The 26,999-nt window shown below is 59.0% G+C and carries 20 protein-coding genes and 1 other RNA gene; 12 read left to right on the plus strand and 9 right to left on the minus strand.

The window, feature by feature from the left end:
• The first annotated feature begins 90 nt into the window (after window positions 1-90).
• Complete coding sequence (locus POR16_RS15575) at window positions 91-1,779, plus strand: acid phosphatase (RefSeq protein ID WP_005890280.1); 1,689 nt, start codon at window positions 91-93, stop codon at window positions 1,777-1,779.
• 7 nt (window positions 1,780-1,786) lie between these two features.
• Here the strand turns inward: POR16_RS15575 and POR16_RS15580 are convergent, their stop codons facing one another.
• On the minus strand, window positions 1,787-2,911 hold the full coding sequence (locus tag POR16_RS15580; RefSeq protein WP_005890278.1) for a mechanosensitive ion channel family protein: 1,125 nt from the start codon (window positions 2,909-2,911) through the stop codon (window positions 1,787-1,789).
• A gap of 425 nt (window positions 2,912-3,336) precedes the next feature.
• On the opposite strand from POR16_RS15580, the gene POR16_RS15585 reads away from it, so the two are divergent.
• Window positions 3,337-4,176: a lipopolysaccharide kinase InaA family protein gene (locus POR16_RS15585; RefSeq protein ID WP_005890276.1), complete on the plus strand. Its 840-nt coding sequence runs from the start codon at window positions 3,337-3,339 to the stop codon at window positions 4,174-4,176.
• A gap of 176 nt (window positions 4,177-4,352) precedes the next feature.
• Here the strand turns inward: POR16_RS15585 and ffs are convergent.
• An RNA gene (gene ffs / locus POR16_RS15590) (signal recognition particle sRNA small type) lies at window positions 4,353-4,449 on the minus strand.
• A 227-nt stretch (window positions 4,450-4,676) separates the two neighbouring features.
• Between ffs and POR16_RS15595 the strand changes: the two genes are divergently transcribed.
• Window positions 4,677-5,165, plus strand: coding sequence for a GNAT family N-acetyltransferase (locus POR16_RS15595; protein ID WP_005890274.1), 489 nt, complete (start codon window positions 4,677-4,679; stop codon window positions 5,163-5,165).
• 51 nt (window positions 5,166-5,216) lie between these two features.
• Here the strand turns inward: POR16_RS15595 and POR16_RS15600 are convergent, their stop codons facing one another.
• From POR16_RS15600 to POR16_RS15620, 5 genes are all read right to left on the minus strand, one after another.
• Window positions 5,217-6,383: a zinc-binding metallopeptidase family protein gene (locus POR16_RS15600; RefSeq protein ID WP_024689612.1), complete on the minus strand. Its 1,167-nt coding sequence runs from the start codon at window positions 6,381-6,383 to the stop codon at window positions 5,217-5,219.
• Between the two features lie 280 nt (window positions 6,384-6,663).
• The gene (gene ligA, locus POR16_RS15605; protein ID WP_122381244.1) at window positions 6,664-9,027 is read right to left on the minus strand and encodes an NAD-dependent DNA ligase LigA; all 2,364 of its coding nucleotides are present in this window, start codon (window positions 9,025-9,027) and stop codon (window positions 6,664-6,666) included.
• Window positions 9,028-9,152: 125 nt separating this feature from the next.
• A complete protein-coding gene (gene zipA / locus POR16_RS15610) occupies window positions 9,153-10,013 on the minus strand; it encodes a cell division protein ZipA (RefSeq protein WP_005890270.1) in 861 nt (286 codons plus the stop codon).
• Window positions 10,014-10,263: 250 nt separating this feature from the next.
• Window positions 10,264-13,752, minus strand: a complete 3,489-nt coding sequence (smc, locus tag POR16_RS15615; protein ID WP_053932469.1) for a chromosome segregation protein SMC — start codon at window positions 13,750-13,752, stop codon at window positions 10,264-10,266.
• 4 nt (window positions 13,753-13,756) lie between these two features.
• Window positions 13,757-14,416 carry a GntR family transcriptional regulator gene (locus POR16_RS15620; RefSeq protein WP_005890739.1) on the minus strand — a complete coding sequence of 220 codons (660 nt, stop codon included), beginning with the start codon at window positions 14,414-14,416 and terminating at the stop codon, window positions 13,757-13,759.
• Window positions 14,417-14,692: 276 nt separating this feature from the next.
• On the opposite strand from POR16_RS15620, the gene xdhA reads away from it, so the two are divergent.
• From xdhA to guaD, 4 genes are read left to right on the plus strand one after another with little or no spacing between them, the layout of a single operon-like run.
• Window positions 14,693-16,147: a xanthine dehydrogenase small subunit gene (gene xdhA / locus POR16_RS15625; protein WP_005890737.1), complete on the plus strand. Its 1,455-nt coding sequence runs from the start codon at window positions 14,693-14,695 to the stop codon at window positions 16,145-16,147.
• Window positions 16,140-18,662, plus strand: a complete 2,523-nt coding sequence (xdhB, locus tag POR16_RS15630; RefSeq protein ID WP_122381243.1) for a xanthine dehydrogenase molybdopterin binding subunit — start codon at window positions 16,140-16,142, stop codon at window positions 18,660-18,662. The genes xdhA and xdhB overlap by 8 nt, the downstream gene beginning before the upstream one ends.
• The gene (gene xdhC / locus POR16_RS15635) at window positions 18,659-19,498 is read left to right on the plus strand and encodes a xanthine dehydrogenase accessory protein XdhC (protein ID WP_005890732.1); all 840 of its coding nucleotides are present in this window, start codon (window positions 18,659-18,661) and stop codon (window positions 19,496-19,498) included. Before xdhB ends, xdhC begins: the two co-directional genes overlap by 4 nt.
• Window positions 19,499-19,505: 7 nt before the next feature.
• Window positions 19,506-20,819 carry a guanine deaminase gene (gene guaD, locus POR16_RS15640; protein WP_005890730.1) on the plus strand — a complete coding sequence of 438 codons (1,314 nt, stop codon included), beginning with the start codon at window positions 19,506-19,508 and terminating at the stop codon, window positions 20,817-20,819.
• Window positions 20,820-20,922: 103 nt separating this feature from the next.
• Here the strand turns inward: guaD and POR16_RS15645 are convergent, their stop codons facing one another.
• Together POR16_RS15645 and uraH are read right to left on the minus strand one after the other, a co-directional pair.
• The gene (locus POR16_RS15645) at window positions 20,923-21,672 is read right to left on the minus strand and encodes a GntR family transcriptional regulator (protein ID WP_005890728.1); all 750 of its coding nucleotides are present in this window, start codon (window positions 21,670-21,672) and stop codon (window positions 20,923-20,925) included.
• A 118-nt stretch (window positions 21,673-21,790) separates the two neighbouring features.
• Entirely contained in the window at window positions 21,791-22,144 is a 354-nt protein-coding gene (gene uraH, locus POR16_RS15650) for a hydroxyisourate hydrolase (RefSeq protein ID WP_005890726.1), read from the minus strand.
• A gap of 371 nt (window positions 22,145-22,515) precedes the next feature.
• On the opposite strand from uraH, the gene puuE reads away from it, so the two are divergent.
• From puuE to POR16_RS15675, 5 genes are all read left to right on the plus strand, one after another.
• Window positions 22,516-23,445, plus strand: a complete 930-nt coding sequence (gene puuE, locus POR16_RS15655) for an allantoinase PuuE (RefSeq protein WP_005890724.1) — start codon at window positions 22,516-22,518, stop codon at window positions 23,443-23,445.
• Window positions 23,442-23,972, plus strand: coding sequence for a 2-oxo-4-hydroxy-4-carboxy-5-ureidoimidazoline decarboxylase (gene uraD, locus POR16_RS15660; protein WP_005890721.1), 531 nt, complete (start codon window positions 23,442-23,444; stop codon window positions 23,970-23,972). Before puuE ends, uraD begins: the two co-directional genes overlap by 4 nt.
• A 26-nt stretch (window positions 23,973-23,998) precedes the next feature.
• Window positions 23,999-24,994: an allantoicase gene (gene alc, locus POR16_RS15665; protein WP_005890716.1), complete on the plus strand. Its 996-nt coding sequence runs from the start codon at window positions 23,999-24,001 to the stop codon at window positions 24,992-24,994.
• Between the two features lie 188 nt (window positions 24,995-25,182).
• A complete protein-coding gene (locus POR16_RS15670) occupies window positions 25,183-25,695 on the plus strand; it encodes an ureidoglycolate lyase (protein ID WP_005890713.1) in 513 nt (170 codons plus the stop codon).
• 5 nt (window positions 25,696-25,700) lie between these two features.
• Complete coding sequence (locus POR16_RS15675; RefSeq protein WP_005890709.1) at window positions 25,701-26,978, plus strand: urate hydroxylase PuuD; 1,278 nt, start codon at window positions 25,701-25,703, stop codon at window positions 26,976-26,978.
• The last annotated feature ends 21 nt before the right edge of the window (window positions 26,979-26,999 follow it).

Consider the following 26,999-nt stretch of genomic DNA (forward strand, 5'->3'; position numbering starts at 1 on the left):
CCACACTGCCTTGTAGCAATCCCGTCACATTTCCTCGCTACCCTCGCCTGAAATCTTTGGTAACAAACTAACCAGCGCGAGTATTGGGCGATGAGCGATAGACCGGACGACGAAGACACCAACGAAAACCCCAGCCGCCGTCGTTTCCTCGGCGGGATGGCAGCCTTGGGCGCAGGTGTCACGCTCAGCGGTTACGTATCAGCCCATGAGAAACCGCCGCTGCCTGCGGACAACGAACGGCATCATCTGGCCGGCCCGGCACTGGACCGTGCGCTGCGTGAAAACGTCAAGACCGTGGTAGTGATCTACGCCGAGAATCGCAGTTTCAATAACCTGTTCGGGGATTTTCCGGGGGTTCAAAAGCCTCTTTCCTCGGTCAGACCTGCCGATTACCAGCAGCGCGACCGTGATGGCAAGCTGCTGGACAAACTGCCTCCCGCTTGGGGCGGCGTTCTGCAGGTAGGGCCGCAGACCGTCGACGGCGTGACGTACCCGGTTGGCGTGCAGTTTCAGGAAAACCTGCCCAACGCGCCCTTCCCGCTCAAAGGCCCGAACGCTGAAGACCTGCCATTGAGCCTGGTGACGCGCGATCTTTGGCACGTCTTCTACCAGAACCAGATGCAGATCAACGACGGCAGGAATGATCGTTTCGTCGCCTGGGCGGATGCCGGCGGCCTGACCATGGGCAACTACGCGCAGACTCAATACTCCCTGCGCCTGTGGGACGTCGCCAAGGAGTTTGTGCTGTGCGACAACTTCTTCCAGGGCGCATTCGGCGGCTCGTTTCTCAACCATCAATACCTGATTTCCGCCACGGCACCGATTTACCCGAATGCCGCAGAGTCTCCAGCCAAGACGCAGATCGCCACCCTGCAAAGCTTCAATCCCCATGACACACGCCTGAAACCGCTGGACAATTCACCGGCCAGCGCAATGGAGGGGCCACCGCAGTTCGGCCCCAGCGCAATCACGCCAGATAACTATGCGGTCAACACAATGGCGCCGCCTTACTGGCCGACCTGGCTGCGCGATCCGCAGAACCCCGATTACTCCAAGCCGGACCTGCCCAATGTGCTGGTCCCGCAAAGCCACGAGCACATCGGTGACAAGCTGTCGAAAAGGAATGTGGACTGGGCCTGGTACGCCGGCGCCTGGCAAGTGACGCTCGATGAGTTCAAGGACTCCACCGGCATCCCGAAAATCCCCAACTTTCAGTACCATCACCAGCCGTTCAACTACTTCAAGCAGCAAGGGCCACAGAACCCGACAGAGCGTAAGAAGCGCTTGCGTGACGGCGGCTTGGGTGACGAATCGAGCACCAACCGCTTCCTCGCCGATGCTGAAGCCGGCAAGTTGCCTGCCGTGACCTTCTACAAGCCACAGGGCAACCTGAACATGCACGCCGGTTATGCAGACGTAGCCTCGGGCGATCGGCACATCGACCGGGTGATCAAGGTGCTGCGCGAAAGCCCGCAATGGGACAACATGGTGATTGTCGTGACGGTCGACGAGAACGGCGGCTGGTGGGACCACGTAGCGCCACCGAAAGGCGATCGCTTCGGCCCCGGCACACGTGTTCCGGCACTGGTCATTTCACCCTTCGCGCGCAAAGGCAAGGTGGATCACACGGTGTATGACACGGCCTCCATCCTGCGCCTGATTACCCGCATCCACGGCCTGGAAAAACTCGACGGCCTGAAACGCCGCGATGAAGCGATGGTTGCACGCGGCCAGACGCCCATGGGCGATCTGACCAACGCTCTGCACTTCCCTGCCTGACACTGCCTCACGCGTTCGCGTCGGCAGCCTCCAGCGCAGTCGGTCGCGCGGTCTTCACAGGTGGCAAGGACGCCACGTACACCGTGCGGGACGGGAACGCGAAGCGCACATCCAGCTCGGCAAAGGCTTCCATGATGTCGAGATTGATTGCCTGCTGCACATCCATGTAGACGTTGTAACTGGGGTCGAGGACGATAAAAACGGTCTCGAACTCCAGCGATGTCTCGCCAAAGCCACGGAAATGCGAACGATCAAAGCGCGCCAGCCTCTGCGCATTGATGATCGCCTCAACCTTCTTCGGCACTTCGCGGATCTGGTCGACAGAGCAGTCATATGTCAGCCTGAACTCGAAGACAATGCGCCGCTCCTGCAAGCGTTTGTAGTTCTGAATGGTGTTGCTGATCATGTCCGCGTTGGCCATCACGATCTGCTCGCCGCCCAGACTGCGAATGCGCGTGGTCTTCAGCCCGATATGCTCTACCGTACCCGCCAGTTCTCCCACGACGATGAAGTCGCCGATCTCGAACGGCTTGTCCACCGCGATGGACAACGACGCAAACACATCGCCCAGAATGTTCTGTACCGCCAGCGCTACTGCGATGCCGCCAACCCCTAGGCTGGCCACGAACGCCGTGATATTGACCCCGACGTTGGACAGCATGGCCATGACCACCGTGGCCCACAGCAACACTTTCGCCCCCCACAGACTCAAGGTCGCCAAAGCACTGCCCTGAAACGTCCCGTTTGTGTTGTGGCGGACGAAATAGCGCTGCAGCGCCAGCGCAATCGCCCTATTGGCCCACAGCCCGACCTGCAAGGCCGCGACCACGAACCACAGGCTGCTGACCCGCCCTAGCCAGCGCTCGGGCAGATCAAGCATGCCTACCCCGATCAGAATCGACGCCAGCAACAACAAGGTATTACTGGTGCCCGACAATACCTGGATGACGATGTAGCGCATATGCGTGCTGGGCGCCGCGGGTTGCGAGCGCATCTTTCTCAGCACAAAACCAATGACACCCCGGACCAGCACGAAGCTGACAGTCGAGGCAATAACTGCCAGCACCCAGTTGGCGAGCGAAATGCCCAGAAATTGCGAGTCTGTGAAAAATCTGATGATGTCCTGTTCCATCCGGCCCCCGGCTCCAATGCTGCGAGACGCCTGACCGAAAGCCCGTGACACCCGCAGCGACCTGAATTGCCCCTTGCCGTAAAACGGTTTCAAGCGACGCGTAGGAGGTTAGGTTACGCAGGGTGTCGAGGGTTCAGCCGGATTCTGATCACATCACGAGGGGAATGAACCGAGGTGTTGCCATTGCCCCGCCAAAACAGTGCAGCCACCCGGCAACTTGCCAACTCATGCACTGCTTGCGTGCTTACTCACGCCGGATGGGTAGACAGTACCTTCTGACCAACGCACTACGGTGCTTATACAAGTACTGTTGCCCACCAACTAACCAGATAAATAACAAAGTCTGAACACTCATAAAAGTCATTGCACAGCTTGTTTTCAGTGAAATAATGCGTCGCTTTATTAAACACAGAATGGATTCGATCATGCTGTCCGTGTCGTCGGCGCTTTCCAGCTTTTTACATACTCGCCATATCGCCAACGCCACCTTTCATTTCAGTGAAATACCTTCTGCCGAACTACTTGATTCGATTGTCCGCTGGTTCGATCAGCCCAAAAGCAAATCTCGCAAGCGCATAAGCGGCCAGTTGCTGGCTGGCAGCACACGACTGTTCGCCAAATCCCAGTTGCTCGACAGCCTGAAATCGCGCTGGCGTGTCACGCTCGGGCGCCAGACAGCGGGCGGCCGCTACGACTGGGCCGTAGAAGAGTTGTACAACATGCTGGCAGCCAGCGAGCGCGGCATTCCCTCTCACTCGATAGTCGGTTTTGGCTATATTCGGCGCGGCGTGGGCCTGGTGCAGGAAACACTTCTACTGACCGAACTGCTGGACGACTACACCAAAGGACAGGCTTGGCTGGAGTGCAACCCGACGCGAGCACACTGGTTTGTGCAACAGGCACTTGAACTGTTACGCAAGAGCAATGCGAAGAGCATCTATCACATGGACGTTTCGGCATTTAACATCATGCTTAACGAAAAGGCTGTCGAGCCGATGAATCTGATCGACATGGAAAACTGCTTTGTCGAGCCCACTCGTTATCCCACCGAAACCCTCGCCTTTCAGATAGGGTTTCTGTATCGCCGTGACCTGTATAAGTTCATCACCGAAGCCGAGTACGACACATTGGTTTATTGCGCCCTTGCCAGGAAAACTCTGGATGTGAGCCGCTTCAACGCGTTCTATACACCGTGCAAACATGAAAACATCGTGCGCAAGGAGCGCCGCCGTATTTTTCCAGAAGGCAAACTTGATATGAACTAATAGGCATGGACAGGCAGACGTTACAGTAGCTCGCTTGGCGGGCTTGCGAGAGTCGCCGCGCAGAACTTTTCCGCTGACGCGCGAAAGCTTCACCGGAATTCGGTGCGGAAAGGTTGAGCAAGAAGAGTTTTTGCGAGCAGACCTTTTCGGGAAAAGGATCTGTAGACAGGTGGTGCCCCCACCAGCCACACCCCGGCACACAATGTTCCCGCTGTGGCTGCTTCCTTCCGGATCTGACCAGGTTCACGGGTAATCGTTGCGGGGGGACCGATGGGGTCACCATAACGACACTCACCAGTTGGCGAGCCGCGCCATTGTACCGGTCTGGCGCGAGTTTACAACCGTTGCCTCCGATAAAAATTTCGATAGGGCTCAAGCACTTGTGTGCAGGGGGCCGGAGCCGGAATTCACCTTCGCGGAAGGCGCAGCAAATCCTCGAAACACCCCGCGCTGATCATGTACCCTGCCCGCCTCAACAATAATCAGCCAGCAGGTTGCTCATGCAGACTCGATTGGTCGGCTACGAAGATCTCAACCCAACCCAATGCCAACAGCTGGAGCAGCTTGAGGTCACGCAGGAGCAGATACAGTTCTCCGGCGACATCTACACCGCGCTCAATACCCTTTTGGTCAACCCCAACTCGAACGTTCGTGGCTTTGTGCTTCTGGCGGACGAGCAGCCGGTGGGCTTTTTTCTGCTCAAGCGTGGCGACTGCCTTCCGGATTGGGCTCAGGAAGAGCTGACTGCGACACTGCACGCGTTGCAGATCGACCGCCGTGAACAGGGCAAAGGTTTGGGCAAGCAGTGCCTGCAGGCACTGCCTGCGGCGCTGGCCCTGAAATGGCCGGACATCACTCAACTGATGCTCTCGGTGGACGCAGACAATGGCGCCGCCATTGGGCTGTATACGGGCCAGGGCTGGGTGGATACCGGTGAGGCGTATCGCGGCCGGATCGGTTTTGAGCGCAGGCTGACGCTGAAGCTCTGAGAGACTGCCTGAACAAGCGCCCGACACCGGCTGTGTCGGGCGCTGCAGCTCTTATTGGGCCAGCAGAACCTCGTCGGCCTTGCCGCCTGCATCCTGAATCACCAGATGGATGAAGTGCAGCTTGGCGATGACTGCTGGCGGCAGCACAAATGGATAGAAATCCGGCTGGCCCATGCTGCGTGACAGCTCGTTGAGCATGCTCGCCAGCTCGATCCAGGCATTGACGAACGACAGGAACGCCGGCCCACCCGGATGCTGTGGGTCGTAAAGGACATCCAGCGGGAACGGCTGGTAATCGAGTTCCATCTCGCGAGCGCTCATGCCGAAACCCAGCGCGGTGTCGACCGCATCCATCATGTGCAGATAGTGAGCCCAGGTTTCGGCCCAGTCTTCCCAAGGATGCATCGTGGCGTAAGCACTGACGAAGCTTTCCTGCCAGTTATCGGGGGCGCCATTCTTGTAGTGGTGATCCAGCGCATCGGCATAGCTGGCGCGCTCGTCGCCGAAAAGGTTGCGGTAGCCGTCCTGCCAGCGGGTGTCGGCAATCAATCGGTCCCAATAGTAGTGGCCGACTTCATGGCGGAAGTGGCCAAGCAACGTGCGATAGGGTTCGTGCATCTGCACACGCATTGCTTCGCGGTGGGCATCGTCGGCTTCTTCGATGTTCAGGGTGATCAAGCCATTGGCGTGGCCAGTCGTCGGCAGTTTGCCTTCCAGATCCACACCGACAAAATCGAAAGCCAGGCCGGCTTCTTCATCGATGCTCTTGGGGATGACTTGCAGCCCCAGAGAAATCAGTTGCGCGACCAGACGGCGCTTGGCGGTCTCGACCTTGCGCCAGCGCTCGCCGTTTTCAGCGATGGATTGGTCGGGGATCGTGCGATTGAGGCTGCAAGCGACACAAAACTCGCCAGCATTGTGCTCCGGGAACAGCCAGTTACAGGCTGCGGCCGTGTCGAGGTTGGCGCAACGTCGGTACAGGCCGACACCGGGCTCGTCACTCAGGCGCCAGACAGTGGGCGCTGGCCCTGCTTCAAGCGTCGCGACGCGGCCCTGCTCAGGCAGATAACCCAGCGCCGCCGAACACGCCAGGCATTGGGAATTGGGGAAAAACACCGACTGGCCGCACGTGCATTGCCAGACCTTGCTGTTACGTTTGGATTCGCCGATAAATGGGGCGGTAATGCGTGAACTGAGTTGTTCGAAAAAGCGATACATGGCGATCTCCCGTTGATCTTGCATGGACTAGATCATGCTGACGCTTCAGGGGTTCAAAAATATTATCGAACGGCATGGATGATAGGGTTGAAGGCGTGTTCATGGGCCATGAACGGTGCGCATCAAGCATGTGACGCAGAGCGTCACGAACGGCATTCCCACGCTGGAGCACAGGAACGATAAAGCGCGCGCCTGAACACTTGCCGCGCCCACACACAGCTGCAGGCATGCCGCTCCGGAGGCTCTGCGTCTGCTCTAGACGCGCGGCATGACTGCGATGTCAGTCAACCGCCACGCCCAGTTCGGTCAGGCGCTTGAGCAGTGCGTCTTCGTCCAGCACGGTCAGGCCCAGTTCGTTGGCTTTGGTCAGTTTCGAACCAGCGCCGGGGCCCGCGACCACGGTGTGGGTCTTCGCCGATACCGAGCCGGACACCTTGGCACCCAGGCTTTCGAGTTTTTCCTTGGCGACGTCGCGACTCATGCGCTCCAGGGAGCCGGTCAGCACCCAGGTCTGGCCGGCCAACGGTAAGCCCTCGACGGTTTTCTTCTCGCTGCGCCAGTGCATGCCAAAGTCCTTGAGCTGGGCTTCGATGGCGCGGGCGCGCTCGGCGTTTGCGCTGTCATCAAAGAAGTCGCGGACCGACTTGGCCTGCTTCTCGGGCAGCGCCTGACGCATATCCAGCCAGTCGGCGCCGATGATTGCTTCCAGCGTGCCAAACTTCTCGGCCAGCTTGAGCGCAGCGCCCGGCCCTACCAATGGAATGTGCAGCTTGTCTATCAGCCCTTCCAGAGTAGTACTGGCCGCAAATTCGGCCCCCAGCTCACCCTGATCCTGAAGCTGCAGACCGCATTCACCCAACAGTGCATCAATGACGTTGCGATTGTGCTCGTCCTCGAAAAAGCTGTGAATCTCGTAAGCGACTTCCAGGCCGACATCCGGCAGGTAGGTCAGAACTTCCGGCAGCGCCTGCTTGACACGATCCAGCGACGCCAGCGAACGCGCCAAGACCTTGGCCGTCTCTTCGCCTACATCCGGGATGCCCAGGGCATAGATGAAGCGCGCCAGGGTCGGCTGCCTGCTGTCGGTAATCGCCTTGAGCAGCTTGTTGCTGGAGATTTCAGCAAAGCCTTCCAGGTCGATGATCTGCTCGTATTTCAGTTTGTACAGGTCGGCAGGCGAACCAATGAGTTTTTCATCGACCAGTTGCTCGATGGTCTTGTCGCCCAGCCCCCCGATATCCATGGCACGCCGCGACACGTAATGAATGATTGCCTGTTTGAGTTGCGCGCCACAGGCCAGACGACCAACACAGCGATATACCGCCCCTTCAGAGACGGTTTCCTTGCCCTTGCTGCGCTTGATCAACTGCGTGCGCTCGACATGCGAGCCACACACAGGGCAGGTCTGCGGCACCTCGACCGGTCTAGCGGTGTCTGGACGACGCTCGGCAACCACCTGCACCACTTGCGGGATGACGTCACCGGCTCGGCGAATGATCACGGTATCGCCAATCATCACACCCAGCCGCGCCACTTCGTCCATGTTGTGCAGCGTTGCGTTGGCGACCATGACCCCGGCAACCTTGACCGGCTTGAGACGTGCAACGGGCGTGACAGCACCGGTGCGCCCCACCTGAAACTCGACGTCCAGCAGTTCGGTCAGCTCTTCCATGGCCGGGAATTTGTGGGCAATGGCCCAACGTGGCTCACGAGCCCGAAAACCCAGTTCGCGCTGCGCAGCCAGGTTATTGACCTTGAACACCACGCCATCGATCTCGTAGCTCAGCGTCAGACGTCGCTCGCCGATGTCGCGGTAATAGGCCAGGCATTCCTCGACGCCATCCGCCAGTTTCAACTCGCGGCTGACCGGCATGCCCCACTTCTTCAGCGCATTCAATACGCCGATATGGGTGTCGGCGATTTCCGCCGAGGTCTGGCCCAGGCCATAGCAGCAGAATTCCAGCGGACGATTGGCGGTGATCTTCGAGTCCAGCTGACGGAGGCTGCCGGCAGCGGCATTGCGCGGGTTGGCGAAAGTCTTGCCACCCACTTCCAGCTGGCTGGCATTGAGCCGCTCGAAACCGGCCTTGGACATGAACACTTCGCCGCGCACTTCCAGCACACCCGGCCAGCCCTTGCCTTGCAGCTTGAGCGGAATATTGCGCACCGTGCGCACATTGACGCTGATGTCTTCGCCCGTTGTGCCATCGCCACGCGTTGCACCGCGCACCAGCGCTCCGTCGCGGTACAGCAGGCTGACTGCCAGGCCGTCGAGCTTGGGTTCGCAGCTGTACTGCACCTTGCCGCCTTCGCCAAACAGATCACCGGCAGGCAAATCCAGGCCCTCGGTCACTCGGCGGTCGAACTCACGCAGGTCGTTTTCTTCAAACGCGTTGCCCAGGCTGAGCATGGGCATTTCGTGACGTACCTGGGTAAAAGCCGACAAGGCTGCGCTGCCAACCCGCTGAGTGGGCGAGTCCGGCGTGACCAGATGCGGGTTTTCGGCCTCGAGGGCCTTGAGTTCATGAAACAGGCGGTCGTATTCGACATCCGGGATGCTGGGTTCGTCCAGCACGTGATAGCGATAGTTATGCTGATCCAGCTCTGCACGCAGTTCGAGGATTCGGGTTTCGACGGCCTTCATACGGGTGTTCTCTCAAAAAGCAAAAAAGCAGCCGAGGCTGCTCATCTGTTGGTTCTGTTCTGTTCCAGTCCGGCCCCCGCAAGGCGCGCCGGGGCGCTCCTGACAAGGGGCTGGTGCATTGACGCTTAACCGCGACGCTGGGTCAGCGCACGGCGCTCGAATTCAACGATACGCTGGCGGTAATGCTCTATGGTCTGCGCGGTCATCACACTGCGCTGGTCGTCTTTAAGTTCGCCGTCAAGCTCGTGAGCCAGTTTGCGAGCAGCAGCCACCATGACATCAAACGCCTGCTTTGGATGACGTGGGCCAGGCAGACCCAGGAAGAAGCTCACTGCACGGGTGCTGAAATGGTCGATATCGTCCAGATCGAATACACCTGGCTTGACAGCATTGGCCATCGAGAACAGCACTTCGCCGTTGCCGGCCATGCTCTCGTGGCGATGGAAAATGTCCATCTCGCCGAACCGCAGACCGCTTTCAAGGATGTTCTGCAGCAACGCCGGGCCTTTGAAACCGCCTTCGCTGCGGGAGATAACGCTGATGACCAGTACTTCTTCGACCGGTGGCAGGTCCTTGTCTTCGGTGATGCGCTGGGCGGGCTTGTCGTCCGGGAAGTCGTCGTCGCGCGCTGTAAACAGGCTCGGGCCGTCGATGTCCAGGTTCAGGTCGCCCTGCTGAGGCTCATCCTTGCGCTTTTTCTCGTTGCTGCGTTTTTCGCCGCGCTTGTTGTCACGCGGACTCGCGCTCATCGACGGCAGGTCATGCTCATCGAGCTGCGGTTCCTTGTGGGTGTCCAGCACACGAGGCGGCCCCAACACTTCTGCAGACGCGGGCTCTTCTTCATCCGGAAGGTTGGAGAAGCTTCGGTCCAGCCTGAATTTCAGTTTGCCTTTGCCGCCGCGCATACGGCGCCAGCCATCAAAAAGAATACCGGCAATGACTATTATGCCGATGACGATCAGCCACTCGCGCAGACCGATTTCCATGTAATCCAGTGCCTCTAATGAAGAAATCTGAAAATAAGGGCCTAAACCCCTTTAATACGTGGTGCCAAGTCCATGTTCTGACTGGCATTTTGCCCACGCTGAAATAAAAAAGTGGTCACTAAACTAGCACGACCAAAGGTAACTTTACACCGTCCGTTACGTCTCTTTACTGCACAAAGTGCCATCTAGCGCACAACCGCTGCATTTTTTTGCCTTTTCACACCCGTTTAGCCGATCGAGCAAGCGTTGCTCAGGCATCCACCAGTGCCATCGCCTCTTCCACATCAACGGCCACAAGCCGCGAACAACCAGGCTCATGCATCGTCACCCCCATCAGTTGATCGGCCATTTCCATGGCGATCTTGTTGTGGGTGATGTAGATGAACTGCACCGTTTGTGACATTTCTTTCACCAACCGCGCATAGCGGCCGACGTTGGCATCATCCAGCGGAGCATCAACCTCGTCCAGCATGCAGAACGGCGCGGGGTTGAGCTTGAAAATGGCAAAAACCAGCGCCAGTGCAGTCAAGGCTTTCTCCCCGCCCGACAGCAGATGAATGGTGCTGTTCTTCTTGCCGGGTGGGCGCGCCATGATTGTCACCCCTGTATCGAGTAAATCTTCGCCCGTCAGTTCCAAATAAGCCGAGCCTCCACCGAAAACTTTCGGGAAAAGTGCCTGAATTCCGCTATTTATCTGATCGAAGGTATCCTTGAAGCGATTGCGGGTTTCCTTGTCGATCTTGCGAATGACGTTTTCCAGCGTGTCGAGCGCCTCCACCAGATCGGCATCCTGTGCATCCAGGTAGCGTTTGCGCTCGGATTGCTGTTGATATTCGTCGATGGCCGCGAGGTTGATCGCGCCCAGCCTCTGAATACGCCCAGCGATGCTTTCCAGTTGCTGCTCGGCGGCCTGTTCGCTGGCGTCAGGGGTCAGCGTGGCAAGCACACCGTGCAAATCGTAGCCGTCTTCATGCAACTGGTCCTGCAACGCAGTGCGGCGCACGGTCAGTGACTGCCACTCCAACCGCTGCTGCTCAAGCTGGCCGCGCAGCAACTGTGACTGCTGCTCAGCCTGGGTACGGCGCTTCTCTGCTTCGCGCAATTCACGGTCGGCGTCTTCCAGAGCGTTCTTGGCGATGCGCATTTCGTCATCGACCACCATGCGTCGCTCCAGCAACTCTTCGAGTTTGAGGCGCAGCTCTTCGAGCGGTGCCTCACCCTCCTCCAGGTTCAGGCTCAGTTGCTCGCGTTTTTCCGTCAGCCTTTCGGACTGCATGCGCAAGCGCTCCAGCGCCTGACGCGTCGAATCATATTGCGCCTTGATCGAACCCAGACGCACTGCCAGTTGGTGGCTGTGATCCTTATGTTGCCGCGCGTCCTGACGTATGCGGTCCAGACGCTCACGCAGCGAGTCGCGCTGAGCCTGGAGCACTTCGCGCTGCTCGGTGTCCTGTGCCATGGCGTCCAGCGCGTCCTGCAATTGCAGGCGCGACTCGCCAAGTTGCTCATGCTCCAGCGTGCGCTGCCCGGCAAGTTCGGCCAGCTCTTCGTCCAGACGCGTGCGACGCAGCGTCAACTGCTCGACTTTTACCCTGGCCGCAGAAAGTTGCGCCTTGAGTTCACTCTGTTGACGGGTTTCGTCCTGCACACGGCGGCGCAGTTGCTCACGTGCTTCTTCCTGTTGCGACTGCTGTTCGCGCAGGCTCAGCAACTGCTCCTCCAGCGTTGCAAGCGTCGCTTCGCGCTCGTCACGCTCCAGCCCAAGCTGCTGCAGTTCCTGACCTCGCGCCAGCACGCCGCTCTGCGCTTCGCTGGCACGCCGCACCCGCAAAAAATGCCGCCCGACCCAGTAACCGTCGCGACTGATGAGGCTTTGTCCGGCGCTCAACTGCGGCCGACGGGACAGCGCCTCGTCCAGATCTTCGACCGGGATAACCTGCCCCAGCCAAGCTGACAGATCGACCGTGCTTTCGACTTTTTCGAGCAAACTGCCCGGCACACGCACGGTGTCGGCACTGGCACTCAGCAAGCGCAAATCACCTTGTTCGAAGCCTGCAAGGTCGAGCCCGGCAAAGTCATCGACCAGCACTGCCTGCAAATCGGCGCCCAGTACAGTCTCTACGGCCAACTCCCAGCCAGCCTCGACGCTCAGGCCCTCGGCCAGTCGCGGACGTTCGGCCAGCTGTTGATCACGCAGCCACTGCGCGGTGCCGGTGTCGGGATCAAGTGCTGCCTGCTGCAAGGCCTCCAGCGAAGCCAGTCGGCCGTTCAGCCGCTGCAACTCCCCCTGCGCCTGCTGCTGCGCCTGGCTGGCGTCCTGCAAGGCCTCGCGCAGTTGCTCCAGACGCTCGACAGCCTGCTCTTCGCCCATGTGCAGCTCTTCGAGGGTCAGGTCACGGGTGGCGAGGTCTTCGCTCAATTGGAGAATGGCCGCGTCTTCAGGGTCAGCGGCGAGCAACTGGCGCTCCTCGGACAGACGTCGCTGACGCTCCGCCAGTCGCTCGATGCTCTGTTCCAGTTGCTGAATACGCGATTGCTGAACCTGCGCCTGGCGCTGCGGCTCGGCAGACTGCTGGTTGAAGACGTCCCATTGCTCTTGCCAGCTTTGCATGGCGGCTTCGGCATCTTCCAGCGCGATGGCTGACTCCTCGGCGGCGGCGCTGGTCATTTCCTGCTCGGGCTCGAGCATTTCCAGCTCTTCGCCAAGGGTGGCGAGCAACGTTGTGTCGTGCCCCAGATGGGATTCGGTTTCCTGCCGGGCACGCTCAGCCTCGCGCAGGTCGTCCTGCAACTGTCGCAGCCGCTGTTGGCCGTGCTGAATGCTCTGCTCGACGCGGGCGATATCACCACCGACCGAATAGAAGCGCCCCTGCACCAGATTAAAGCGTTCGGACAGGTCATGGTGCCCGTCGCGCAGCCTCTCGATGCTCGCATCAGCGCTGCGCTGATCAGCCACCAAGGCTTCGAAACCGACTTCCTGATTGCCGATTACTGCCTCGCGCTGGCCGACCTGCTCGTTCAATGCCTGCCAGCGAAGCGCCGAGAGCTGTGCTTTCAACTGCCGCTCTTCGGCCTTGTATTCCTGATATTTCTCGGCGGCTTGCGCTTGCCGGTGCAGACGCTCCAGCTGGCGCTCCAGCTCTTCGCGAAGGTCAGTCAGACGCGCAAGGTTCTCGTGCGTACGACGAATGCGGTTTTCGGTTTCCCGACGCCGTTCCTTGTACTTGGAGATCCCGGCAGCTTCTTCAATGAAATTGCGCAGGTCTTCGGGCTTGGCTTCGATCAGCTTGGAGATCATGCCCTGCTCGATGATCGAGTAGCTGCGCGGCCCGAGGCCCGTGCCAAGGAAGATATCGGTAATGTCACGACGACGGCATTTGGTGCCGTTGAGGTAATAGCTGTTCTGGCTGTCGCGCGTCACTTTGCGGCGGATCGAAATTTCCGCGTAGGCGGCGTACTCGCCCACCAGTGTGCCGTCCGAGTTGTCGAAAACCAGTTCGATGCTCGCCTGACTGACCGGCTTGCGGCTGGTGGATCCGTTGAAGATGACATCGGTCATCGACTCGCCGCGCAGGTTCTTGGCCGAGCTTTCGCCCATAACCCAGCGCACGGCGTCAATAATGTTCGATTTGCCGCAACCATTGGGGCCGACAACAGCCGCCATGTTGCTGGGGAAGTTCACCGTGGTGGGGTCGACGAAAGACTTGAACCCCGCCAGCTTGATGCACTTCAGGCGCATGGCGTCAGTCCGCCGCCAAGGCAGACAGCACGAGCTGACAACTGCGCTGGCAATAGTTGGTCAGCACCACGCGAATTTTCGCTTTGTCACGCGCGATCACGGCAGCAAACAGTTCATCGAACAGCGCCAGATAATCGCTCATCTCGGCCTTGCGCTGCTCAAGAGCCAGAAAATAGCTGCGGCTCATGGAGGGCTGCAGGTTCTCGACGGTTTCCTGAAGATAGGGGTTGTTGGCAAACAGATAGGCTGCGCGCATCACATTAAAGCTCTCTTCGACGAACGTCTTGGCGTCCTGCTGCTCGAAACTGGCGCGCAGACGCTGCTGTATCTGCATGAACGGGAGCAGATCATCATCGGCCTGCCAATGCTCGACTACCGAATTGGCCAGCAAAATGTACAGTTCGCTCATCAGGTTGCACAGGCTGGTGACATTGTGCGCATTGAGCACCGTGACCTGAGCACCACGGCGCGGCAGGATCACCACCAGATGGCGGCGCTCCAGAATCAATAATGCCTCGCGCACGGAGCCACGACTGACGTTCAACGCCTGCGTGACTTTCTGCTCCTGAATTCGCTCTCCAGGCTTGAGCTCACCGCGAATGATCCGCTCGGCAAGATGATGAGCAATTTGCTCAGCGAGGCTGTCCGGTGCCTTGAACGTCATGACTATCCTTCAAAAAAACCAGTTCTGCATGCAAGCGGCGAAGTGTATCTCACCCTGCGTGGATGGCGCAGGGCCATAGCTACAAAAACTGGCACGAATTAAGCAAAAACCTTGCACATTCCTTCTATTAACAACCAGTCGCTGAAAACTCATGATCAATGAGTCGACGAAAACTCTGATTTCCTGACTTCGGAGTCAGAAAAAAATTGACCCCATTGGCAGAGCTGATAGATTCATCGACATGTCTGATGACAATAAATGCGAGGGCTTTGCGCCGTGATTCAGTTCCTTTTGAACCAAGAGCTAAAAACCGAGCGCACCCTGAATCCGAACATGACCGTGCTGACCTACCTGCGTGAGCAGGCACACAAGCCCGGTACCAAGGAAGGTTGCGCCAGTGGTGACTGTGGCGCTTGCACTGTGGTGATCGGCGAGCTGCAAAGCGATGCCGACGGTCAGCCACAACTGCGTTACCGCAGTGTCAATTCATGCCTGACTTTCGTCGCCTCCCTGCATGGCAAACAATTGATAAGCGTGGAAGACCTGAAACATCAGGGCCATTTGCACAGCGTGCAGAAGGCAATGGTGGAGTGTCATGGCTCGCAATGTGGCTTCTGCACGCCAGGGTTTGTGATGTCGCTGTTTGCGTTGCAAAAGAACAGTCAGCAGGCCGATGCCCATCAGGTCCATGAAGCCCTGGCTGGCAACCTGTGTCGCTGCACGGGGTATCGTCCGATCCTCGCCGCTGCCGAGCAGGCTTGCGGCGAGCAGTTGCCTGACCAGTTCGATCAACGCGAAGGCCAGACAATCGAGCGCTTGCGCGCGATCACACCTGACAGGCCCGGCGAACTGAGCGACGGCGACAAACACTGCCTGATCCCGCTGACCGTGGCTGATCTTGCCGACCTGTATCACACCAACCCGGAAGCTCGCCTGTTAGCGGGCGGCACCGATCTGGCGCTTGAAGTCACGCAATTCCATAAACCGCTGCCCGCCCTGATCTACGTCGGGCACATCGACGAAATGAAGCGTGTCGAACGCTTCGAGGACCGCCTGGAGATCGGCGCAGCGACGCCACTGACCGATTGCTACACCGCGCTCAAAGCCGAATACCCGGATTTCGGCGAGCTGCTGCAGCGGTTTGCTTCACTGCAGATTCGTAATCAAGGCACGCTGGGCGGCAACATCGGCAACGCTTCGCCCATAGGTGACTCCCCGCCACTGCTGATCGCACTCGGCGCTCGGGTTGTGCTGCGCAAGGGTACTGTTCAACGCACGCTGGCGCTGGAAGATTACTTCATCGATTACAAGGTCACCGCCCGCCAAGCAGGCGAGTTCATCGAACGAATTATCGTCCCGACTGCAAATCCTCGGCACATATTCCGTGCTTATAAGGTATCCAAACGGCTGGACGACGATATTTCCGCAGTGTGTGCGGCGTTTCGCCTGACGATAGAAGATGGCGTGGTAAATGACGCTCGCGTTGCATTTGGCGGCATGGCAGCGATCCCGAAACGCGCAACGGCGTGCGAGCAGGCGCTGGTCGGCCAGCCCTGGAACAAAGAAACCCTGGAGCGTGCCTGTGCTGCGCTGGGTGACGATTTCACTCCGCTGTCGGACTTCAGAGCCAGCAAAGAGTACCGTTTGCTGAGCGCCCGCAACCTGTTGCGCAAGTATTTCATCGAACTGCAAAAACCAGCCTTTGCGACGCGGGTGACTGACTATGTCTGATCACAACCCGCCGCTGACACAAGCCGACATGCTTGCGCTGTTTCAACAAGGCCTCAGCACCGGCGTCGGTCGTAGCGTAAAGCACGACAGCGCCGACAAGCATGTGTCGGGTGAAGCCGTTTATATCGACGACCGCCTTGAGTTTCCCAATCAGTTGCATGTGTATGCGCGGCTGTCCGACCGCGCCCATGCGCGCATCATCAGCATCGACACATCGCCCTGCTACGCCTTTGCAGGCGTACGAATTGCGATCACCCATGCAGACATTCCGGGCCTGAAGGACATCGGCCCGCTGCTGCCGGGCGACCCGCTGCTGGCCATCGACAAGGTTGAATTCGTCGGCCAGCCAGTGCTTGCCGTTGCTGCACGGGATCTGGACGTAGCACGCCAGGCCGCCATGGCCGCAATCATCGAATACGAAGACCTGGAGCCCGTGCTGGATGTGGTCCAGGCGCTGCGCCAGAAGCATTTTGTGCTCGACAGCCATACCCACAAACGCGGCGACTCTGCGACGGCGCTGCAAGGCGCAACCCATCGCTTGCAAGGCAACCTGCACATCGGTGGTCAAGAGCATTTTTACCTGGAAACCCAGATTTCCTCGGTCATGCCGACTGAGGATGGCGGCATGATTGTCTACTGCTCGACCCAGAACCCTACGGAAATCCAGAAGCTGGTGGCCGAGGTACTGGACGTGCCGATGAACCGCATTGTGGTCGACATGCGGCGCATGGGCGGCGGTTTTGGCGGCAAGGAAACTCAGGCAGCCAGCCCGGCGTGCCTGTGCGCGGTGATTGCCCACCTGACTGGGCAGCCGACCAAGATGCGCCTGCAACGCTTCGAAGACATGCAGATGACCGGCAAGCGCCATCCGTTCTACATCGAGTACGACGTAGGCTTTGATGATGAAGGTCGCTTGCAAGGCATAGAGCTGGACCTGGCAGGCAATTGCGGCTACTCGCCAGACCTGTCGGCCTCGATTGTCGACCGCGCGATGTTCCATGCCGACAACGCTTATTACCTGGGCGAAGCCACGATCAACGGCCATCGCTGCAAGACCCATACGGCCTCGAATACCGCCTACCGCGGCTTCGGTGGCCCACAGGGTATGGTGGCCATCGAAGAGGTCATGGACTGCATCGCCCGCTTCTTGGGCAAGGACCCGCTGGCGGTGCGCAAGGCCAATTACTATGGCAAGACCGAACGCAACGTTACTCATTACTACCAGACCGTCGAGCACAACCTGCTAGAAGAAATGACTGCCGACCTGGAACAAAGCAGCCAGTACGCGGTGCGTCGCGAGGCCATTCGCGCCTTCAACGCCGACAGCCCGATCCTGAAAAAAGGCCTGGCGCTGACCCCGGTCAAGTTTGGCATCTCGTTCACCGCCAGCTTTCTCAACCAGGCGGGCGCGCTGATTCATATATACACCGACGGCAGCATCCACCTGAACCACGGTGGCACCGAGATGGGTCAGGGCTTGAATACCAAGGTCGCGCAGGTCGTGGCAGAAGTGTTTCAGGTCGATATCGACCGCATCCAGATCACTGCCACCAATACTGACAAAGTGCCGAACACCTCGCCGACGGCGGCGTCCAGCGGTACCGACCTGAATGGCAAAGCGGCGCAGAATGCTGCCGAAATCCTCAAGCAGCGGCTGATCGAGTTTGCAGCGCGGCATCATGAGGTGGCAGAAACCGAGGTCGAGTTTCGAAATGGCCATGTGCGGATCGGCGACATGGTCCTGCCCTTTGCCGAGCTGGCTCAGTTGGCGTGGATGGGCCAGGTGTCGCTGTCCAGCACCGGTTACTACAAGACGCCGAAGATTTTCTATGACAGCAGTCGGGCGCGTGGCCGGCCGTTCTATTACTACGCGTTCGGGGCCGCCTGCGTCGAGGTGATCGTCGACACCCTGACCGGTGAATACAAGACCTTGCGCACTGACATCCTCCACGATGTGGGTGCGTCGCTGAACCCGGCCATCGACATCGGTCAGGTCGAAGGCGGCTATATCCAGGGCGCTGGCTGGCTGACCACCGAGGAGCTGGTGTGGAATGACAAGGGCAAGCTGATGACCAGCGGCCCGGCCTCTTACAAGATCCCCGCGGTTGCCGACATGCCGCTGGACTTGCGCGTCAAGCTGGTCGAAAACCGCAAGAATCCGGAAGACACCGTGTTCCACTCCAAGGCCGTGGGCGAACCGCCGTTCATGCTCGGCATTGCCGCCTGGTGTGCAATCAAGGATGCAGTGGCGAGCCTGGGAGACTATCGTCATCAGCCGAACATCGATGCCCCGGCGACTCCGGAAAAAGTGCTCTGGGGCTGTGAGCAGATGCGTCGAAACAGCGATCCGCGTCGCTCAACAAACGGGCGTTCCGAGCCGATCGTTGCCAGTGCCGCACAGGCCTCTACGCGAGCAAGCGAAGCGTCGTCTTCAGATGTCCCGGATCCCCCTGTGGGGGCGAGCTTGCTCGCGAAGGCGCCCGGCCTGGATCACTCCGTTCTGGAGCAGAAATGACTGACTGGATCAGCGCCCTGGCCGAGCTACAGGCCCGCAGCGAACCTGGCATTCTAGTGACGATCATCGAAGAGCTGGGCTCGACGCCACGCAACGCCGGCTCGAAAATGGTGGTTTGCGCCGAGCGCATCTACGACACCATCGGTGGCGGGCATCTGGAATACAAGGCCATGGAAATCGCCAGGGAGATGCTTGCCAATGGCACCCGGCAGACCCGCCTGGAACGCTTCAATCTGGGTGCAAGCCTGGGTCAGTGTTGCGGCGGCGTGAACGTGCTGTTGTTTGAGCCGATGGGCGAACCGGTTGCGCAGATCGCCGTATTCGGCGCGGGGCATGTCGGTCGCGCGCTGGTGCCGTTGCTGGCCACTCTGCCCTGCCGAGTACGCTGGATCGATAGCCGTGAGCACGAATTTCCCGATCCGATGCCGGACGGTGTGCTGAAAATCGTCAATGACGAGCCGGTCGATGAAGTGGCGCAGTTGCCTGTCGGCACTTACTGCATCGTCATGACTCACAATCATCAGCTCGACCTGGAACTGGCCGCCGCCATTCTGAAGCGTGCAGACTTCGGCTACTTCGGGCTGATCGGTTCGAAAACCAAACGCGTCAAATTCGAGCATCGGCTGCGTGAACGGGGCTTTGACGCCAGCCTGCTGCAGCGCATGCGTTGCCCGATGGGCCTGGCCGAGGTCAAAGGCAAATTGCCCGTGGAAATAGCCGTGTCCATCGCAGCCGAGGTCATCGCGACCTACAATGTCAGCTTTGGCCAGCCAAGTGCCAATGTGAAACCTATCGCCAGATTGCTGCCCGCCTCGCGGCGCAGCCAGTCGCAATGAGATTGCCATGAGTTCAGTTGTCAACCGCAAAGCCTACCGCGCCGCCATCGTCCACAGCATCGCCGACCCGGCGCAAGTGACCAGCGATGCTTCATATGAGTATTTTGCCGATGGGTTGCTGGTGGTCGAAGACGGAAAGATCGTCTCGGTGGGCCATGCGGCTGATCTGCTCGACAGCCTCGGCAGTGATGTCGAGCTGGTCGAATATCAGGACGCCCTGATCACACCGGGCTTCATCGATACCCACATTCACTTGCCGCAAACTGGCATGATCGGCTCCTACGGTGAGCAATTGCTCGACTGGCTCAATACCTACACGTTCCCCTGCGAAAGCCAGTTCGCTGACGCCGAGCATTCAGCGCAGGTGGCAGACATCTTCATCAAGGAACTGCTGCGCAACGGCACCACCACGGCGCTGGTGTTCGGCAGCGTCCACAAGGAGTCGGTGGAGGCGTTTTTCAGCGCAGCGCAGGCACTTGACCTGCGCATGATCGCCGGCAAGGTCATGATGGACCGCAATGCACCGAACTATCTGGTCGATACACCAGAATCCGGTTATGCCGACAGCAAGGCGCTGATCGAGCGCTGGCACGGCAAGGGTCGCCTGAGCTACGCAGTCACCCCGCGCTTCGCGCCGACCAGCAGCCCGGAGCAGTTGAGCCTGGCCGGCCAGTTGCTGACCGAATACCCCGGCCTGTACATGCAGACCCACATCAGCGAAAACCTTCAGGAGATCGAGTGGGTCAAGGCCCTGTTCCCCGAGCGCAAGCACTATCTGGACGTCTACGATCACTTCAACCTGTTGAGCGAACGCTCGGTGTTTGCCCACGGTGTACACCTGTGCGACGAACAGTGCGCGCGACTGGCGCAGGCTGGCTCGGCTATCGCATTCTGCCCCACCTCCAACCTGTTTCTGGGCAGCGGCCTGTTCAACCTGCCGATGGCCGAGAAGCACAAGATCAACGTCGGCATGGGTACTGACGTGGGGGGCGGAACCAGCTTTTCGATCTTGCAGACACTTAATGAAGCCTACAAGGTCATGCAGATGCAGGGCGCACGACTGAGCCCTTTAAAGTCGCTGTATCTGGCGACACTGGGCGGCGCACGCGCGCTGCGTCTGGAAGACAAGGTCGGCAGCCTCAAGCCTGGCAACGAGGCCGACTTCCTGATACTGGATTACAACGCCACGCCGCTGCTGTCGTACAGACTGAAACAGGCGAAAGACATTGAAGAGATTCTGTTCGTACTGATGACGATTGGCGATGACCGGACGGTGAAGCAGACCTGGTCGGGTGGACGACTGGTGCATGACCGAGGTTGAACCGAGTGCGATTGGCTATCGTGCCAATGGGCTGGCATGCATTTCTGGCCGCTCTGCGTCCGGTCTTAAGCGTGAGGAACGAGAGGTTTGCGGATAAGCAGCCTCAACGCACCGGTCTTTTTCTGCTCAGTACATGCGAGAACACGGCGTGCAGGTCATCCGAAGCGCTGCTTTCGTCGAGGTTGAGTTTGCTGCTGATGTGGTCCATGTGATGCATCATCAGCTCGACTGCCAGCGGCGCGTCGCGTGCTTCGATCGCGTCGATCAACTGGTTGTGTTCGTCGTATGAGCAGTGCGTGCGGTCGCCGGTTTCATACTGGGCAATGATCAGCGATGTCTGCGACACCAGGCTGCGCTGAAAACTGATCAACGGTGCGTTCTTCGCCGCCACCGCCAGTTGCAGATGAAACTCGCCGGACAGGCGAATACCGGCCCCCCGATCACCGCGAGCAAAGCTGTCGCGCTCGTCGCTGACCATCTGCCGCAGTTCGGCCAGTTGCCTGGCAGTGGCGTGTTCGACAGCCAGTTCGGTAATGGCCTGCTCGACCATGCGCCGGGCGAAGAACACCTGACGTGCCTCTTCAACACTGGGGCTGGCAACCACTGCGCCGCGATTGGGACGCAGCAGCACGACACCTTCATGGCCCAGCCGCGACAGCGCACGGCGAATGATGGTGCGGCTGACTCCGAATATCTCACCCAGCGCCTCTTCGCTCAGCCGGGTGCCCGGCGCCAGGCGCTGCTCGAGGATTGCATCGAAAATATGTTCATAAACGATATCGTCCTGAGTAACGCTGCGACCGCTGTCGAGGCTGCGCGGCTGTTTCTTGAGAGGCAGGGACTGATCGTTCATGAAGGCTCGTGCGAAGAGGTTACGGCGTCGGTGCTGGCGCATTGTACACAGGGCAGCCACAGCGGCGGCTCAGGAAACGCGCCTGTAAAAAAGCCCGCAGTGTGGGGCGGGCAAGAGGTCAGCTGCCTCTGTAGGTCGAGTAGCTGTAAGGCGAGATTAGCAGCGGAACGTGAAAGTGTTCCTGACCTGCATCAATGCCGAAGCGCAGCACTACTTCATCGAGAAATGCAGGCTCGTTCAGCGTCACGCCTCGCGCGCGGTAGTAATCGCCCGCCTGAAAGTGCAGTTGATAAACGCCAGACCGGTAATCATCGCCTTGCAGCAAAGCCGCGTCACAGCGTCCGTCACTATTAGTCGCGACGCTGACGATGTGCAGCAGTTGCTGATCTTCAACCCGATACAAGTCAATACGGATGCCACTGCCCGGACAGCCATGTGCGGAGTCCAGCACGTGTGTGGTCAATTTGCCCAAAACTTCGCCCCTTGCATCCCGTGAGTGTGAAAAAGCGCACCAATGAAGTGCCCGGCATCGTTCAATTGCAACCGATTAAGACAGTTTTGAAAAATCCTGTACACCCAAAAATGATCAAGACGCTTCGAACACCTTCCCCCGACAACCGGGAAAAGCCGACTTCAGCGAAGCCAAGGAAAATTATCAGGTTTTTTGGTTTTAACTGACCAGTCAGGCAGGTTTCTTGCTTTAGTGTCTGTCAATGATGCCGCCCTGGTGAAGAAAAGTTCAGAGTTACAACCAGCAAAACAAATTGTATACAATCTTTACCCTGCACTGCCTCGCCTGCTTCTGGCATTGCACTTGATATCACGCACATAAGGAAGCTTGCAGTGAGCGCTGACTACCCACGCGACCTGATCGGTTACGGCAGCAACCCGCCTCACCCTCGATGGCCGGGCAATGCGCGCATCGCTTTGTCTTTCGTGCTGAATTACGAGGAAGGTGGCGAGCGCAACGTCCTGCATGGCGACAAGGAATCCGAAGCCTTTCTGTCCGAGATGGTCGCTGCGCAGCCACTGCAAGGCCAGCGCAACATGAGCATGGAGTCGCTGTACGAGTACGGCAGTCGTGCTGGCGTTTGGCGCATTCTCAAGCTGTTCAGGCAGCTCGATATTCCCCTGACCATCTTCGCCGTCGCCATGGCGGCGCAGCGTCACCCGGACGTGATCCGCACGATGGTCGCTGACGGTCATGAAATCTGCAGCCACGGCTATCGCTGGATCGACTATCAGAACATGGACGAGGCCGAGGAGCGGGAACACATGCGCCAGGCGATTCAGATCCTGACCGAGATCAGCGGCGAACGTCCGCTGGGCTGGTACACCGGGCGCACCGGACCGAACACGCGGCGGCTGGTCATGGAAGAAGGCGGCTTTCTCTACGATTGCGACACCTACGACGACGACCTGCCCTACTGGGAGCCGAACAACCCAACCGGCAAAGCTCATCTGGTGATCCCCTACACGCTGGACACCAATGACATGCGCTTCACCCAGGTGCAGGGCTTCAACAATGGCGAGCAGTTTTTTCAGTATTTGAAAGACGCTTTCGACGTGCTGTATGCCGAAGGTGACGACGCGCCGAAGATGCTTTCCATCGGTTTGCATTGTCGCCTCATAGGCCGCCCCGCGCGCCTTGCCGCCCTCAAACGCTTCATCGAATACGCCAAAAGCCACGAGCAGGTCTGGTTCGCTCGACGCGTCGATATCGCACGCCACTGGCACAGTGAACATCCCTTTACTGACAAGGCGGCACTATGAACGCGTTACCGCATTTGAAACCATCGACTCTGAGCCGCGACGCATTTGTAGCAACATTCGCCGATATCTACGAGCACTCACCCTGGATTGCGCAACAGGCGTTTGACCAGGGCGCAGGCCCGGAGCTTGATCAGCTCGACACACTGCATGCACGCATGAGCGATATCCTGCTGCGTGCCACCCACGAGCAGCAACTTGCGCTGATCAATGCTCACCCGGACCTGGCAGGCAAGGCTGCCGTCCGGGGCGAGCTGACTCAGGCGAGTACCGATGAGCAGGCGGGTGCAGGGATCCACCTATGCACGCCTGAAGAGTTTCAGCGTTTTACCGAGCTGAACGAAGCTTACAAGGCGCGCTTCGGCTTTCCGTTCATCATGGCGGTCAAGGGCAGCGACAGACACAGGATTCTCGCGGCGTTCGAGCAACGCATCCACCACTCGCCCGAGGCCGAGTTCGCTTGTGCCTTGGCCGAGATCAATAAGATCGCACTGTTTCGTCTACAGGCGCTTCAAGCGTCGCAGTCATAACCGTATTCAGAAGGCAGACAAAAAGCATGAAAGTTTACGCCGCACCGTTCGAGAAGTTCGTGAACCTGGCCGACGCACGCCTGGGCACAAAGATCCTGTCGGTCACCGATGACTGGTTCGCTGATGCCAATCGACTGTTCCAGCCAACTCCCGCGGTCTGGAAAGAAGGTGTGTTCGACGACAACGGCAAATGGATGGATGGTTGGGAATCGCGTCGCAAGCGTTTCGAAGGCTATGACAGCGCGGTGATTCGCCTGGGCGTGGCAGGCACGATAAAAGGCGTGGACATCGACACCTCGTTCTTCACCGGAAACTTCCCGCCTTCGGCTTCGCTGGAAGCGTGTTTTCTAGCCGCTGGCGAACCGGACGAAAACACTGCGTGGACCGAAGTGCTGCCGTCGGTAGAACTGCAAGGCAACAGCCACCACTATCACGAGATCAGTCACGATCAGCCATTCAGCCATTTGCGCTTCAACATCTACCCTGATGGTGGCGTAGCGCGCCTGCGGGTGTACGGCGTGCCGCATCGCGATTGGTCGAAAGTCAGCGAAGACGAACAGATCGACCTGGTTGCCGCGCTCAATGGCGGCCGTTCAATTGCCTGCTCGGACGAGCATTACGGCAGCATGAGCAACATCCTCAACCCGGGCCGTGGCGTGAATATGGGCGACGGCTGGGAAACCGCACGCCGTCGTACACCGGGCAACGACTGGGTCATCGTGGCGCTAGGGCATCAGGGCGAAGTCGAAAAAGTCATCGTCGACACCCTGCACTTCAAGGGCAACTACCCGGACAGCTGCTCGATTCAGGGCGCCCTGGTCAAGGGTGGCACCGACAACCAGATAGAAACTCAGAGCCTGTTCTGGCGCGAACTGCTGCCAAGCCAGAAGCTGACCATGCACGCCGAGCACGAGTTCGCCGAGCAGATCAAAGCCATCGGCCCGATCACCCACATCCGCCTGAACGTATTCCCGGACGGCGGTGTGAGCAGGCTGCGGGTGCTGGGCAAGGTGTCCAGATAAAACGCAACGGGAGGCAGCAACAGGCAAAAGACATTCCCGCGCTCTGCGTGGGAATGCAGTTCTGGACGCTCTGCGTCCGATCCAGGATGTGTGGTTGTGCGTAGAGTCGTGACGCCGGGCATTGGCACGATAGCCATGAGTATGAACATGCAAATGACTAACTCCGAAACCATTAAAGAAGAATCCGCATGCGCAAACTGACAATCGAGCCACTGACCAAGGAAGCCTTTGCGCCATTCGGTGATGTCATCGAAACCGACGGCAGCGATCACTTCATGATCAACAACGGTTCGACCATGCGCTTTCATCGTCTGGCCGAGGTTGAGACGGCGCAACCGGATGACAAAGCGATCATCAGCATTTTCCGCGCCCAGGCGCTGCAGATGCCGTTGACCATCGGCATGCTGGAGCGCCACCCATTGGGCAGCCAGGCGTTCATCCCGCTGCTCGGCAAGCCCTTTCTGATCGTGGTCGCGCCGGTTGGCGACGCGCCTGAGCCAGAGCTGACGCGCGCCTTCGTCACAAACGGCAGACAGGGCATCAATTACCATCGAGGCGTCTGGCACCATCCGGTACTGACGATCGAAAAACAGGATGACTTTCTGGTGGTTGATCGCAGTGGCTCCGGCAACAACTGCGACGAACATTACTTTGTCGAGAGCCAGCGGCTGGTGCTCGACCCAAACCCGCTGGAAGGGTAAGAACCGTGCTGGCACATCTGATGGAATGGCTGAACCTGGGCGTGCGCTGGATTCACATGATTGTGGGTGTCGCCTGGATCGGCGCATCGTTCTACTTCGTCTGGCTCGAGAACAACCTCAATCGCAGCAACCCTCGTGACGGGCTGTCGGGCGACCTGTGGGCGATCCACGGCGGCGGCATCTATCACTTGGAAAAATACAAGCTTGCGCCACCGACCATGCCGGAGAACCTGCACTGGTTCAAATGGGAAGCCTATTCAACCTGGCTGTCGGGGGTTGCACTGCTGTGTGTGGTGTTTTACGCCAACCCGACACTGTACCTGCTGGCACCTGGTAGCAGCCTGAGCGGTGCCGAAGGCGTGCATATCGGTCTGGGTTCGTTGTTCGTTGGCTGGTTTGTCTACAGCTTTCTGTGCGACTCGCCACTGGGCAAACGCCCCGCGCTGCTGGGCGTAGTGCTGTTTGTGCTGCTGGTCGCGGCAGCCTACGGTTTCAGCAAGATATTCAGCGGCCGTGGTGCCTATCTGCACGTGGGCGCGATCATGGGCACCATCATGGTCGGTAACGTGTTTCGCATCATCATGCCGGCGCAACGCGCATTGGTGGCCGCCATTGCCGAGAACCGCACCCCGGACCCAAGCCTGCCGGCCAAGGGCCTGCTGCGTTCGCGGCACAATAATTACTTCACCCTGCCGGTGCTGTTCATCATGATCAGCAACCATTTTCCAAGTACTTATGGCAGTCAGTACAACTGGCTGATCCTGGCCGGTATCGCGCTGCTGGCTGTGCTGGTGCGGCACTATTTCAATACACGGCATGACAGTCACCGATTCGCCTGGACCCTGCCGGTCGCCGCGCTGGGCATGCTTTGCCTGGCGTATGTCACAGGCCCCGAACAACCGTCCGCGAAGATCGTCTACCAGCCGCTGCCGGGTACCGCCGTGGGCGGTCACCGGGCCGACGAGAAGCCTGCAGAAGCGGTGGCTCCGGCCGTCCAGGCAGAACCTGCCAAGGTTGCCGATGCGGATTTCACCAAGGTGCATGAGGTAATCCAGCAACGCTGCTCGGTCTGCCACTCGGCCAACCCCACCAGCCAACTGTTCAGCGTCGCCCCGGCAGGGGTAATGTTCGATACGCCCGAGCAGATCCGGCAACAGGCACCCCGCATCAAGGCGCAAGCGATCACCGCGCCCATCATGCCGCTAGGCAATATCACTCAGATGACCCAGCAGGAGCGTGATCTGGTAGGTGCATGGATCGATCAGGGCGCGCACATCAACTGACCCAACCAGGCGTTTGCCCTG

The organism is Pseudomonas coronafaciens pv. oryzae str. 1_6 (assembly GCF_000156995.2).
In the GTDB taxonomy this organism is placed as follows: domain Bacteria; phylum Pseudomonadota; class Gammaproteobacteria; order Pseudomonadales; family Pseudomonadaceae; genus Aquipseudomonas; species Aquipseudomonas tremae.

What these genes read in the sequence shown, in the direction of transcription:
- POR16_RS15575 (WP_005890280.1), top strand. Translation starts at nt 91, where the DNA reads ATGAGCGATAGACCGGACGACGAAGACACCAACGAAAACCCCAGCCGC.
- POR16_RS15580 (WP_005890278.1), bottom strand. Translation starts at nt 2,911, where the DNA reads ATGGAACAGGACATCATCAGATTTTTCACAGACTCGCAATTTCTGGGC.
- POR16_RS15585 (WP_005890276.1), top strand. Translation starts at nt 3,337, where the DNA reads ATGCTGTCCGTGTCGTCGGCGCTTTCCAGCTTTTTACATACTCGCCAT.
- POR16_RS15595 (WP_005890274.1), top strand. Translation starts at nt 4,677, where the DNA reads ATGCAGACTCGATTGGTCGGCTACGAAGATCTCAACCCAACCCAATGC.
- POR16_RS15600 (WP_024689612.1), bottom strand. Translation starts at nt 6,383, where the DNA reads ATGTATCGCTTTTTCGAACAACTCAGTTCACGCATTACCGCCCCATTT.
- ligA (WP_122381244.1), bottom strand. Translation starts at nt 9,027, where the DNA reads ATGAAGGCCGTCGAAACCCGAATCCTCGAACTGCGTGCAGAGCTGGAT.
- zipA (WP_005890270.1), bottom strand. Translation starts at nt 10,013, where the DNA reads ATGGAAATCGGTCTGCGCGAGTGGCTGATCGTCATCGGCATAATAGTC.
- smc (WP_053932469.1), bottom strand. Translation starts at nt 13,752, where the DNA reads ATGCGCCTGAAGTGCATCAAGCTGGCGGGGTTCAAGTCTTTCGTCGAC.
- POR16_RS15620 (WP_005890739.1), bottom strand. Translation starts at nt 14,416, where the DNA reads ATGACGTTCAAGGCACCGGACAGCCTCGCTGAGCAAATTGCTCATCAT.
- xdhB (WP_122381243.1), top strand. Translation starts at nt 16,140, where the DNA reads ATGTCTGATCACAACCCGCCGCTGACACAAGCCGACATGCTTGCGCTG.
- xdhC (WP_005890732.1), top strand. Translation starts at nt 18,659, where the DNA reads ATGACTGACTGGATCAGCGCCCTGGCCGAGCTACAGGCCCGCAGCGAA.
- guaD (WP_005890730.1), top strand. Translation starts at nt 19,506, where the DNA reads ATGAGTTCAGTTGTCAACCGCAAAGCCTACCGCGCCGCCATCGTCCAC.
- POR16_RS15645 (WP_005890728.1), bottom strand. Translation starts at nt 21,672, where the DNA reads ATGAACGATCAGTCCCTGCCTCTCAAGAAACAGCCGCGCAGCCTCGAC.
- uraD (WP_005890721.1), top strand. Translation starts at nt 23,442, where the DNA reads ATGAACGCGTTACCGCATTTGAAACCATCGACTCTGAGCCGCGACGCA.
- alc (WP_005890716.1), top strand. Translation starts at nt 23,999, where the DNA reads ATGAAAGTTTACGCCGCACCGTTCGAGAAGTTCGTGAACCTGGCCGAC.
- POR16_RS15670 (WP_005890713.1), top strand. Translation starts at nt 25,183, where the DNA reads ATGCGCAAACTGACAATCGAGCCACTGACCAAGGAAGCCTTTGCGCCA.